10 protein-coding genes are annotated in these 11,294 nt (G+C 66.0%); 6 read left to right on the plus strand and 4 right to left on the minus strand.

Annotated elements, in window-relative coordinates; translation table 11 throughout:
• Positions 1 to 20: 20 nt before the first annotated feature.
• Positions 21 to 1,502 carry an AdeC/AdeK/OprM family multidrug efflux complex outer membrane factor gene (gene adeC, locus FOC84_RS17490; protein WP_302053151.1) on the minus strand — a complete coding sequence of 494 codons (1,482 nt, stop codon included), beginning with the start codon at positions 1,500 to 1,502 and terminating at the stop codon, positions 21 to 23.
• A 199-nt stretch (positions 1,503 to 1,701) separates the two neighbouring features.
• On the opposite strand from adeC, the gene FOC84_RS17495 reads away from it, so the two are divergent.
• Together FOC84_RS17495 and FOC84_RS17500 are read left to right on the plus strand one after the other, a co-directional pair.
• On the plus strand, positions 1,702 to 2,319 hold the full coding sequence (locus tag FOC84_RS17495; RefSeq protein WP_173145544.1) for a TetR/AcrR family transcriptional regulator: 618 nt from the start codon (positions 1,702 to 1,704) through the stop codon (positions 2,317 to 2,319).
• Positions 2,320 to 2,415: 96 nt separating this feature from the next.
• Positions 2,416 to 3,999, plus strand: a complete 1,584-nt coding sequence (locus FOC84_RS17500) for an EAL domain-containing protein (protein WP_173145545.1) — start codon at positions 2,416 to 2,418, stop codon at positions 3,997 to 3,999.
• A 3-nt stretch (positions 4,000 to 4,002) separates the two neighbouring features.
• Here FOC84_RS17500 and kch read toward each other — a convergent pair whose 3' ends face one another.
• A complete protein-coding gene (gene kch / locus FOC84_RS17505) occupies positions 4,003 to 5,214 on the minus strand; it encodes a voltage-gated potassium channel protein (protein WP_173145546.1) in 1,212 nt (403 codons plus the stop codon).
• Positions 5,215 to 5,646: 432 nt separating this feature from the next.
• On the minus strand, positions 5,647 to 6,462 hold the full coding sequence (locus tag FOC84_RS17510) for a winged helix-turn-helix domain-containing protein (RefSeq protein ID WP_173145547.1): 816 nt from the start codon (positions 6,460 to 6,462) through the stop codon (positions 5,647 to 5,649).
• 722 nt (positions 6,463 to 7,184) lie between these two features.
• Between FOC84_RS17510 and FOC84_RS17515 the strand changes: the two genes are divergently transcribed.
• The gene (locus FOC84_RS17515) at positions 7,185 to 7,526 is read left to right on the plus strand and encodes a helix-turn-helix domain-containing protein (RefSeq protein ID WP_254241694.1); all 342 of its coding nucleotides are present in this window, start codon (positions 7,185 to 7,187) and stop codon (positions 7,524 to 7,526) included.
• Here FOC84_RS17515 and FOC84_RS17520 read toward each other — a convergent pair.
• Positions 7,507 to 8,637, minus strand: a complete 1,131-nt coding sequence (locus FOC84_RS17520; protein WP_367949472.1) for an acyltransferase family protein — start codon at positions 8,635 to 8,637, stop codon at positions 7,507 to 7,509. The genes FOC84_RS17515 and FOC84_RS17520 overlap by 20 nt on opposite strands.
• Positions 8,638 to 8,962: 325 nt before the next feature.
• Between FOC84_RS17520 and FOC84_RS17525 the strand changes: the two genes are divergently transcribed.
• The 3 genes from FOC84_RS17525 to FOC84_RS17535 all read left to right on the plus strand — a co-directional run bounded on the left by FOC84_RS17525 (position 8,963) and on the right by FOC84_RS17535 (position 11,244).
• The gene (locus FOC84_RS17525; protein ID WP_173145550.1) at positions 8,963 to 9,493 is read left to right on the plus strand and encodes an META domain-containing protein; all 531 of its coding nucleotides are present in this window, start codon (positions 8,963 to 8,965) and stop codon (positions 9,491 to 9,493) included.
• 130 nt (positions 9,494 to 9,623) lie between these two features.
• Positions 9,624 to 10,421, plus strand: a complete 798-nt coding sequence (locus tag FOC84_RS17530) for an META and DUF4377 domain-containing protein (protein ID WP_173145551.1) — start codon at positions 9,624 to 9,626, stop codon at positions 10,419 to 10,421.
• Between the two features lie 85 nt (positions 10,422 to 10,506).
• Positions 10,507 to 11,244: a sulfurtransferase gene (locus tag FOC84_RS17535; RefSeq protein ID WP_173145552.1), complete on the plus strand. Its 738-nt coding sequence runs from the start codon at positions 10,507 to 10,509 to the stop codon at positions 11,242 to 11,244.
• The last annotated feature ends 50 nt before the right edge of the window (positions 11,245 to 11,294 follow it).

Consider the following 11,294-nt stretch of genomic DNA (forward strand, 5'->3'; position numbering starts at 1 on the left):
GGAGATCCTTGGTTCTTGGTTTATCGGGGGCTGGCGTCTTGCGCGGGGGCAGAGGCGGTTTGCGCCGCCGCGGGCGCTTGCGTGCCGCCGCCCAGCGCCGCGTACAGCCGGACGCGGCTGGACAACAGCGCGCGGCGCGTCTGCGCGAGCTTCTGCTGCGCGGCCAGCAGATCGCGCTGCGCGTCCAGCACTTCCAGGTAGGGCGAGGCGCCATGGTCATAGCGCAGTTGCGCGAGACGGGCGCGCTCGCTCTGCGCCGCGACGGTGGCGCGCAGCACGTCCACCTGCTCGGCCAGCCAGTAACGCGCGGACAGCGCGTCGGACACGTCCTTGAAAGCGGTCTGTATGGTTTGTTCGTAGGCAGCCACGGCCTGGTCGCGTCGCGCTTCGGTCAGGTCCAGGTTGGCCGAGCGGCGGCCGGCGTCGAAGATCGGCAGGCTGATGCTGGGCGCGAAGTTCCAGGCGCGGCTGCCGCCGGAGAACAGGCCGTCCAGTTCGCTGCTGGCGGTGCCGAACGCGCCGGTCAGGGTAATGGTCGGCAGGAAAGCGGCGCGGGCCGCGCCGATGTTGGCGTTGGCGGCCTGGAGCTGATGCTCGGCGGCAACGATGTCGGGGCGGTTGACCAGCAGGTCCGAGGGCAGGCCCGCTGGCAGCTCGCGCATGACGGCGTTGTCGTCCAGGCGCGTGGGCAGCTTGGGCAGGTTCAGGGGGGCGCCCACCAGCAGCTCCAGCGCGTTGGCCTGGGCGGCGCGGGTCTGTTCCAGGTCCGCGCCCAGGGCCTTGGCCTGCTGCCACAGCGTTTCGACCTGAGTCAGGTCCAGCTTGGAGATCGCGCCTTCCTCGAAGCGGCGGCGGAAAATGCGCAGGGATTCTTCGCGCGAGGCGATGGTCTCGCGCGTCAGCTGCAGGCGTTCATCGAGTTCGCGCAGGGACAGGTAGCTGTCCGCCACTTCGGCGATCAGGCTCAGCGTGGCGGCGCGCGCGGCCGCATCGGAGGCCAGGTAGTTCTGCAGTGCGGCGTCCTTCAGGCTGCGCACACGGCCCCAGAAATCCAGCTCCCAGCTGGCCATGCCCAGGCCCACCTGGTACTGGCTGGAGACCAGCGGCTGCCCCGTGAGGTTCAGGTCGCCCGGCACGCGGGAACGGGAGCCGTCCGCCTGCACGCCCAGGGTGGGGAACTGGTCGGCGCGCTGGATACCGTACAGCGCGCGCGCCTCTTCCACGCGCAGCAGGGCGCGGCGCAGGTCGCGGTTGTTGTCGAGGGCGGTGGAGATCAGCGTCTGCAACGCCGGGTCGGGAAAGTAGGTCCGCCAGCCGATTTCGGCCGCCGCCGCGGCGCTGGCCGCCGTCGCTTCGGGCCCCGGGGCCGTATAGGCGGCGGGCACGGGCAGGGCGGGGCGGTTGTAGTCGGGCGCCATGGACACGCAGCCGCCCAGCAGCGTCAGCAGGGCTGCGGGAACGAAGCGCGTGGCGATCATGGCCGGAAACGGGCGGCGTGTCATGCGGGGTTTCTCCAGCGCGGGGGCCGGGCGCGTCCCTGGGCAAGGCGGGCTTGTGGCGCCGCCTTCGGGGCGGACCCGATACCGGGTTCATGCTTGTCGCTATTGTGCAGTGCGGCGGCTGGGCATTCCTTGATCAGAATCAAAGTAGCGACTGACCGGTCGGTTTTTAATGGATCGCACATGCACAGGGAGCAGAGGGATGGTCATGCAGCGCCGTCGTCTTCCTCCGGCGGTGCGGGTCGGGCAGATCCTCGACGCCGCGCTCCAGGAGTTCTCGCAGGCGGGCTATGCCGGCGCCAGGATGGATGACATCGCGCTGCGGGCAGGCTTGTCCAAGGGCGGGCTCTACGCGCATTTCGACAGCAAGGAGGCGGTCTTCGAGGCCCTGCTGACGCGCCACCTCAGCCCCTCGCGGCTCGACATCGAGGCCGTGGTGGACGGCGCCGAGTCGCCGCGCCATCTGGCCGAACGCATCGTCAATCATCTCTACGTCAGCCTGAGCAATCCGGCCATGATCAGCACCATGCGGCTGCTGCTGGCCGAAAGCGGCCGCGTGCCGCATCTGGCCGCGCGCTGGCGCCAGGAGACCGCGCAGGCGCATCAGGTCGACATTGCACGGCTGCTGGAGCGCGCGCGGACCCGCGGCCTGTGCGCCGATTGCGTGGCGCTCAAGCATCCCTGGCTGCTGCTGTCGCCCATCGTTCATACCCTGGTCACGTCCGCGCTGATGGGGCCGGGCGAGCGCATCGACCTGCCTGAGCGGCGTCAGGCGCATGTGGCGCTGATCTGCGAACTTCTGCGGCAGGACTCCGCATGATGGACGGGCGCGGAGTTTCTTGACGCTGTGCCCGCCTTGGTGTCCTATCCAGAGTGGTCGCGCGGCGGCCATGCACGACCTACGCGGCGAGGTGACATGGCGACATCGGGAGTGACCGGCGACACACCGCCCTGGCGTTACCTGCCAGTGGCTCTGGCATTGATGCTTCCCATCGTGGCCTGCGTGGGCTGGACCTGGATGCAGGCGCACGACGCGCAACGCCTCGAAGGCGAGACCGCCGCGCGCATCGTGCGCGCCCAGGCCGAAAGCATCCTCACCCAATCCCGGGACATGCTGGGGCGGGTGGCGGAACAGGCGGGCAAGCCCTGCGCCGAGGTGTTGCCCATGCTGCAGCGCTGGGGCACGCTGAATCCCTATTTCCGTTCCCTGGTCCTGGTCCGCGAGCGGCGCGTCTACTGTTCATCGGCCGTGGGCCCGGTGGACGCGTCGCTCGACGATTTCAGCAAATGGAAAATCAACATTGTGTCGGAACACTGGCAGATCTCGGTGGCCGGCACGCCCTTGGCGCCGGAGCGTCCGGCCATCCTGATAGGCAAGTCCGGCGCGGACGGCACCGGCGGCATCGTGGTGGTGGATGGCCGCTACGTGCAGGACCTGGTGAACGCGGTCGCCACCATGGATGACCTGCAGCTGGAACTGGTCGTCGGCAAGAATGGCGCGCCGATCCGCAGCGACTCCTGGGGCGGCGCCGCCGCGCGCGCGGTGGCGCTGCGCCAGGAGGACGCGGACGAGGCCGCCGCCGCGGGCCTGAGGGTTCATGTCCTGGCGCCGCCCGAAACCCTGGTGCGCGCATGGTCGCGGTCCATGGCGACGTATCTGCCGGTGGCGCTGCTGCTCGGACTGGGCCTGGCCGTGGCCACGCATCGCCTGCAGGTCAGCAGGCGCTCGTTCAAGGAGCGCCTGCGCCGCGCCATGCGGGCGGGCGAGTTCCTGGTGCATTACCAGCCCGTGTATGGCCATGCCACGGGCCGCTGCGAGGGCGTGGAGGCGCTGATGCGCTGGGAGCGGCCGGGCATCGGGCCGGTGCGTCCGGACGTCTTCATCGCCGAGGCCGAGGCGCAGGGCGCGATCATTCCGCTGACCCAGCACCTGCTCATGCTGATCGAGCGCGATATGCGGACCTGGCCCACGCCGGCGGAGTTCCACATCGGCGTGAACATCGCGGCCGAGCACCTGTCCAGCGCGGCACTGCTGCCCGACGTGCAGTCCTTCGCGGCCAAGGTCGCGGCGCGGCATCCGCTGGTGGTGCTGGAGATCACCGAGCGCAGCCTGATCGCGGACGACGGCCAGGCCCGGCGCAACATCGACGCCCTGCGCGCGCAGGGCGTGCGCGTGGCGATCGACGACTTCGGCACTGGCCACTGTTCGCTGTCGTATCTGCAGAAGTTTCCGGTGGATTATCTGAAAATCGACCAGGGCTTCGTGCAGGCCATCGGACCCGCGGACGAAGAGGCGCCAGTGCTGGACGCCATCATCACGCTGGCGCATCGCCTGGGGCTGTCGGTGGTGGCGGAGGGCGTGGAAACGCCGCATCAGTTCGATTACCTGACGGCGCGCGGCGTGGCGTTCATTCAAGGCTATCTGTTCGCGCGGCCCATGCCATCGGCCGAGTTCGCGCGCTGGTATGCCGGGCATGAACAGCCCGGCGGCGCGGCGTAGCGCTCAGGCGGCTTTGCCGTTGGGCGCGGCCTTGGCGAAGAACAGGTCGGTGATGCTCTGGCTGTCCATGGGTTCGCCGTTGATGGCGCGGGCCAGCAGCTCCGCGCCCAGCAGTTGCACGGAGAACACCAGATCGGGATTCACGCGGCGGATCTTCTCCAGGTGCTTGCTGGTATTGACGAGCGCGACCGTCTTGGCGCCGTTCTCGCCGCAAGCTTCCTTCGCGGCCAGCACGATAAAGGCGTTCTCGGCGTCGTCGTCGCGCAGCGCCAGCACGTAGCGGGCGCGCGATACGCCCGCGCTGTGCAGCACGTCCACGCTGGAAGGATCGCCTTCGATGAGGTCCGTGGCGGCGGGGTACTCCTGCGGCACGCCGGGAGGCACGATGACCGTGACTTCGTCGCCGCGGCGGCGCAGGCCGTCGTAGACGCTCATGGCCAGGGGCGTTGCGCCCGCGATGATGATGTGGTTTTTGCGCATGGCGGTGGAGAACCTGCCTTTGACCAGCCGTTTCAGATTGCCGCCGATCACCGGCCCGGCAATCGCGCTGATGGAGGTGGCGAAGATGGTGATGCCCAGGATGATAATCGACGCGGTGAACAGCCGCGCGGTCCCGGTATGCGGCGTGATGTCGCCATAGCCCACCGTGGACATGGACACGATGGAGAAATAGAGCGCGGTGGTGGCGTCCGTGATGGGCGGGTTGAATTCGTTGCCCAGGTAGAGCGTGCCGAAGACCGCGTAGATCAGCAGCGACAGCATGCTGACCAGGGCGAACAGCGAACCCGCCGTGACGCTGGCGCGATCGAAGCGGCGCCAATAGGCGATCAGCGCGATGACGAGGACCAGCGTGTAGATCCCCAGGCCGGCGCGGCCGCCGTCTCCCATGATGGCGAAGGTGCCGACGCCGATCAGCAGCACCAGCGAAAACGCCCAGGCGATGCGGGCCTTGAGGATCAACCCCAATGCAATGATCTGCAGCCCAACGCCCAGCACCAGGCGCGGTATTTCCAGCAGGCCGACCACGCGCATGACCTCATGCCAGTTGTCGATGGCGAGCCAGAATCCGTATTCGCGCGCCCGCACTTCGCGCAGCACCGGATGCATGAAGGCATAGCCGTCCAGCGCCACCAGGATGGCCAGGCACCAGTTGGGCGGAAACAGCGCAAGCAGCTTGCGCAGGCGGTGCTTGAGGGGAACGGGCAGTGTGGGCATGGGTTTGGCGGGAACGGATCCCAAGTCCTTTGCCGGCATTGTAGGGGGCATGCCGCCCTATATCAGATATGTATGGAAGGCTATCAACAAAGAATTACTGGAAAGCGGTCCGAGGTCCTAAACTTCGTGCATCAAGCGGTTATCCATGGGGAACGCCGCTGATAAGGGCGGGACGCCCGCTGTTTTTGCAAGCGGACGAATCGCCTGGCGTTGATCACGTTGCAGCCTGTGCAGGGACTAGAGACCCGGCTCGGGTTCACGGTCTGACCGTACGTGAGCAGTATGAGGCACGAATGTTGGAATCGCGTGATCCAGGTAGTAGGCATCAGTGCCGGCTGATGACTCCAGGTTCACGTGTTGTTTTAGCGCGGCGTCTTAACCTTTCGGGGCAGCGCCGCGTTTTTTTCGTCCCGGCCCGTTGCGGGCCAGGCTTCAAGTAGACGCGTTCGCGTCAGCCGTTTCGCGGCGCCAGTCGTCCTGGGCCTCCAGCCGGCTTTCTTCCCCCATCACCCGAAAATCCAGGTCCAGCGCGATGTCCGCTGCGAACATGTAGCCCCAGCCGTGCACGGCGCGGATCGGCAGCGTCATCTGGTTGGCGGTCGCCTTGCGCCGCAAGCGGCTGATCATGACGTCCACGAAGCGGCGCCGCGTGATGCCGCTGTCGCCATCGTCCGCGCCGTCGGCGTAGAAGGCGTCGCGGCTGACCTTGCGGTCGGGGGCGTTCAGCAGCCGCGACAGGAAATCGCGTTCTCCCGTGGTCAGTCCCAGGGTCCGTCCCATAGGGCTGATCAGGGTCCAGCCTTTGTTCGCCAGGCGCCAGGTCTCGTGCATGGGCTCATCCGCCGCATGTCCGTCGGACGCCGCGTCCGCGCCGTCCAGGCCGACCGCGCGGCGCACCAGCGCTTGCAGGGCCGCCGCCAGTTCCAGGCCGGATACGTCCGGCGGCAGGCAGGCGTCCGCACCGCAGAGCAGGGTGCGGATGCGGCTTTCAGCGTCGGCGAAGGTGGCGATGGCGACGATGCCCAGGCCGCGGTCGACCGCGCGCAGCCGGACCGCGGCATTGTGGATGTCGGGCAGCGGCGCCTTCAGCACCACCAGCGGGCTGGGGCGGCGCGAATATCTGTCGTAGACGTCAGCCAGGTCGTGGCAGCGGCGGACGTTGAAACCCAGGTGCGAAAGGGCTTCGATGAGTCCGGCATGCGTGGCGTCGTCGTGGCCCAGAAATATGACATCCAGCGTGTTGTTCATTGATGCTTCCAATGAGGAGACAGGGCGTGGCTGCTGTGCCTGATGTCCAGGCGTGGCGCTGCGTGTCATACCCGTCTCCATGTGCTGCGCGCCGAGGCGCGGGAGCGCCGGGCGGTGTTGTTCGGATGGGCGCGAGGCCGGGGGGGCTTACCCCTGGATTCGTGCTTTCGCCGATGGCCGCCCATGCTTCGATGCTGCTTGGAAGTCACGCCCGTGTTTCATTTAAACACGGGCGTGTTTTTTTGTGAAGATACGTTTCTGTAGTTTCTGACAGTAACAGAAAGCGAGGCTCCGGCGCTATGAAAACGCTTGAAATAGTGTTTGTTTTGAGATTCCCGCTGTTACTGCATTATGTATCGCCGATACATTATTTTCGATTTTGAATACCCCAAACGCCATACACTTGCGCAGGATTTTTCTCCCTGCGCGGCATGCCCGCATGCCAACGGCGAGCGTTGCGCAGCGTCGTCGGGGTGGCAACGCAAGCGCATGATAGATATGGTTTTTTTGATGGGCCGTTGGCGCTGCGCGAGGCTGCGCGCGAGGACCGGTCCGGCGCGCAAGCGGCCGGCTGACGCGATTTGCGGATTAGCCCCGCAATTGGGGCGTAATCCGTTTATTTGACGCCAGTATTGAGATGTTTAAATCAAATAAATAAATTCTTATTAATGTCTCAGGTTGATCGATTGGACACGTTTAGCCATCGTCTGCGCAACGCAAGAATGCTACAGGGATGGACTCAAAAGGACTTGGCAGTCGCGAGCAACCTGTCGCAAAGCGCTATCGGCAACTACGAGAGCGGGCAGCGCCGGCAGCCGTCGAGCGACGCCCTCATCAAGCTGACTCGCGCGCTGTGCGTCAGCCCCATGTGGCTGAGCACCGGCGAAGGACCGATGCTGAATCCGGATCCCGGCTTGATCCAGGCGGACGGGGAGCGCGCCGCGCTCCCTGCCGCCTGGCCATTCGAAACCATCTCCTATGCCACCTATGCGCGCCTGAGTTCCCAGGAAAAGCGGCAGATCGAACAGGTGCTGGCCGCCTACATCAAGGCACGCGGCGAATAGACCCGAGGGGCTGCGCGGGCGCGTTGGCGGGACGCCGCCGGGCGTCGGCCGCGGGCGCCAGCTCGCCGTCGTCGGTGCGCAGGCGGCTGCGCAGGCGTTCGATGGGATCCGCAATCACGCTGTTGAGCAGGGCCGAGAAGGCAATGGTGCTCGTGATCACCAGGGCCGAGAACAGCAAGGGCTGATCCAGGTGCGCTTCTTCAAGCAGCCACTTGAAGAACAAGATCACCAATGAATGGCAGATGTAGATCGGGTAGCTCAACTCGCCTATGGCCTTGTCCAGCCTGTGGCGCGACTGAAACAGAAAGGCCAGCGGCAGCAGCGCCGCGAACAGCAGCACCGCCAGGCCGTCGCGCACGTTGTGGTTGATGGCGATCGAGAAATGCAGCACACAGTAGATCGCCAGCAAGGCCGTGCCGATTTCGGGCAGGCGTTTGATCCGCTGTGTCCAGGCCTTGTAGCGCGGCAACAGCACCTGGTGCGACAGCGAGCCGAGCAGGAACAGCGCCAGTTCCGTCGGAAAGAAGCGGTAGGTCCAGGGATCGCTCAAACCGATGCCGGTGGCGATCAGCACGCCGCGCAGCGCCAGCGATGCGGCCAGCAATGCCAGCAGCCGCCGCGGCGAATGCAGGATGAAGGGCGCCACCAGGTAGAAGCTCATCTCCACGCCCAGCGTCCAGGCCTGCGGCACCAGCAGGCCTTCGTAGAGCGGCACTTCGCTATGCGCGAAGCTGCCGGTGAACTTCAGCGCGGAATGCTCGATGCCGAAGAACATCAACCAGTCCTGGCCCATGATGAAAATGTTGGAGAGCACCAGGAACAACTCGGCGCTGAAGGGCAGGGCATCGTAGATGCGGAAGAATGCGCCGCCGCTCATCACGTGCGCCGCCAAGGTCAGTGCCGCAACCACCAGGTAGATCGGGAACAGGCGCAGGAATCGGTTTGCATAGAACTTGCCCACCGCGCCTTGATAATGGTCGGTGGCGGTGAGCACATAGGAAATCAGGAAGCCGGAAATCACGTAGAACAGCTGCACCGCGAGGCGGCCGCCCACCAGATTGTCGGTGGCGCCTGCGCCCAGATGGTCCAGCACCACTGACAATGCCAACAAGGTTCTCAAAAAGCCCATCGCCGTGTCTCCCCCGGATTGATCTTATTTTTGGCTCCCGTGAGGAGCCGGACACCTGCGCCTGCGGTCGTTGCGATCGGCTTCCGTGCCTTGCGTGCCGGCCTGGCCCGGATGGTGATCTGTACTGATTCTGCGCGCCGATGTGCGCCGCCGCCATGGGGCGTTCGATGCAGCAAGGCCATGCAATTGGAGCGTGGAGGCAGCGTTGCCGTGCTGCTTTTGGATACCGCTGATGGGCTGAGGACATGCGTGCGGTGCCGCAAGGGCGGTTACAGTCGGGGTATGTGAAATTCATGGAGTCCCGTACATGTCCAAGCTCTTGTCAACGCGCAGCCGTCTGATTGCCCCGGCTCTGCTGGCCGCGGCCCTGGCCGGTTGCGCCGGGTCCACCGGCGGCGCGCGCCCGCAAGGCGCAGCCGCGGCCAACGCCGCCAGCAGCGCGGATTCTCTGGCCCAGACCAGTTGGGAACTGGTGCGCTGGACGCAGGCGGGCGGCGCGCTGCGCGATATTCCCCACGGCGATAACGGCGAACCCGTGCGCCTGACGTTCCTGGCGCAGGGCAAGCAATACCGCGTCAATGGATTTTCCGGCTGCAACCGCTATATGGGCACCTACAAGCTCGAAGGCGGCAAGCTCTACATCGACGCGCCGGCCGCCACGCGCATGGCCTGCCCCGCGCCGGAACGCGCCCGCCTTGAAGCGGACTATCTGCGCGGCCTGGCGTCCATCGACACCTTCACACTGGACAACGGCGGCGCGCCGCGACACCTGACCTTCAACCTGCGCGGCGGCGACGTGCTGGAGTTCGCGCGGCGTCAGGATCCGCCCACGCCTTGATGTGGCGCGCAGGGCGCGTATCAAAGAGTGTTAAGCCGTGAAAAGCGATGCCGGGCCCGGCCTACAATGGCGTGCCCCGGCCCGCCGCCTTGCGCGGGCGCGGCATTCCTCGTTTTTCCGGGAGACTCTCATGTTCTTTTCCGCGTCCCTGCGCTGGCTGGCGCCTTGCCTGTTGTCCATCGGCCTGGCCGCCTGCTCCGCGCCGCCCAAGCGCGCCGCGGATGGGCAGGATCCCCGCTTCCAGCCTGCTTCGGCCTCCGACATGCTGGCGCAGACCAGCTGGGATCTGGCGCGCTGGACCTTGCCCGGCGGCGGCTTGCGGCAGATTCCGCATCCATCCTCCAATTCGCGTCCGCTTACGGCCAGCTTCGTCCATGATCAAGGCTCGCCGCGCATTTTCGGTTTCGCCGGCTGCAATCAGTACAACGGTTCCTATACCGTCGCCAACGGCCTGCTGATCGTGCAGGGACGCCCGGTGTCGACCAGGATGGCCTGCGCGCCGCAGAACATGACGCTTGAGCAGGATTTCCTGGCGGCGCTGACCAGCATCACCGCCACGTCGGTGGACAACGCCAACAATCCGCAGCGCATGACCTGGGTGCTCAGCTCGGGCGACAGGCTGGACTTCGGACGTCGCGCCGATCCCATCGCGGGCGGCCAGCAGGGACCGACCAAGCTGGTCTACGTGAACTCGGAGCGCGTGCCTTGCAGCGCCGGCGCGGGCCGCGCCATGTGCTATCAGGTGCGCGACAGCGCGGGGCAGCCCTGGCAGCTCTGGTACGGCGAAATCACCGGCTTCAACTTCCAGCCGGGCGTGCGTTACCGCTTGCGCGTGGTCGAGGTCCGCAACCCGAATCCGCCGGCCGATGCTTCGACGCTGAGCTGGGTGCTGGACGCGGTGGTCGAGCAGGAAATCGTCAATCGTTGAGCAGGATCAAGCGGGGCGGCGGGCGGGAAAAACCGCCCAGCGATTACTATTACGCCTTTCGCCGTCCGCTTTTTTCCGCTTTTCCATGACTTCCGTCGTCAATATCGCCGCTTACAAATTCGTTTCGCTGGATGCCCTGCCGGCGTTGCGCGCCCGCCTTCTGGATCAGGCCGCCCTGGCCGCGCTCAAGGGCACCATCCTGTTGGCCGAAGAAGGCATCAACCTGTTCCTGGCGGGGGCGGCGGAGGGCATCGACGCTTTTTTGCGCACGTTGCGCGCCGATCCACGTTTCACCGACCTGGAAGTGAAGTTCAGCCATAGCGCGACGGTGCCGTTCCGCAAGCTGCTGGTGAAGATCAAGCGCGAGATCATCCGCATGGATCATCCGACGATCCGCCCGGAGGCGGGCCGCGCGCCCGGCGTGGACGCGCGCACCTTGGCACGCTGGCTGGAAGCCGGCTTGGACGACGCCGGGCGGCCGGTGGTCATGCTGGACACGCGCAACGCCTTCGAAGTCGACGAGGGCACCTTCAGGAACGCCATCGACTGGCGCATCGAACGCTTCACGCAGTTTCCCGCGGCGGTGCAGGCGCATCGGGCCGAGCTCGAAGGCAAGACCGTGGTCAGCTTCTGCACTGGCGGCATCCGCTGCGAGAAGGCCGCCATCTACATGAACGAAGTCGGCCTTCAGAACGTCTACCAGCTCGACGGCGGCATCCTCAAGTACTTCGAGGAAACCGGCGGGCCGGGCTATGACGGCAAGTGCTTCGTCTTCGACGAGCGCATTTCGCTGGATCCGGCCCTGGAGCCCAGCAAGGCGTGATGCCCCGCGTTCAATAACAAAAAGCCCGCCGATTTGAACTGGCGGGCTTT

Source organism: Achromobacter pestifer, from assembly GCF_013267355.1.
GTDB lineage: Bacteria > Pseudomonadota > Gammaproteobacteria > Burkholderiales > Burkholderiaceae_B > Achromobacter > Achromobacter pestifer_A.

Bases quoted from the DNA above. Each gene is read 5' to 3' on its own strand.
- adeC (WP_302053151.1), bottom strand. From the start codon at position 1,502: ATGACACGCCGCCCGTTTCCGGCCATGATCGCCACGCGCTTCGTTCCC.
- FOC84_RS17495 (WP_173145544.1), top strand. From the start codon at position 1,702: ATGGTCATGCAGCGCCGTCGTCTTCCTCCGGCGGTGCGGGTCGGGCAG.
- FOC84_RS17500 (WP_173145545.1), top strand. From the start codon at position 2,416: ATGGCGACATCGGGAGTGACCGGCGACACACCGCCCTGGCGTTACCTG.
- kch (WP_173145546.1), bottom strand. From the start codon at position 5,214: ATGCCCACACTGCCCGTTCCCCTCAAGCACCGCCTGCGCAAGCTGCTT.
- FOC84_RS17510 (WP_173145547.1), bottom strand. From the start codon at position 6,462: ATGAACAACACGCTGGATGTCATATTTCTGGGCCACGACGACGCCACG.
- FOC84_RS17515 (WP_254241694.1), top strand. From the start codon at position 7,185: ATGCTACAGGGATGGACTCAAAAGGACTTGGCAGTCGCGAGCAACCTG.
- FOC84_RS17525 (WP_173145550.1), top strand. From the start codon at position 8,963: ATGTCCAAGCTCTTGTCAACGCGCAGCCGTCTGATTGCCCCGGCTCTG.
- FOC84_RS17530 (WP_173145551.1), top strand. From the start codon at position 9,624: ATGTTCTTTTCCGCGTCCCTGCGCTGGCTGGCGCCTTGCCTGTTGTCC.
- FOC84_RS17535 (WP_173145552.1), top strand. From the start codon at position 10,507: ATGACTTCCGTCGTCAATATCGCCGCTTACAAATTCGTTTCGCTGGAT.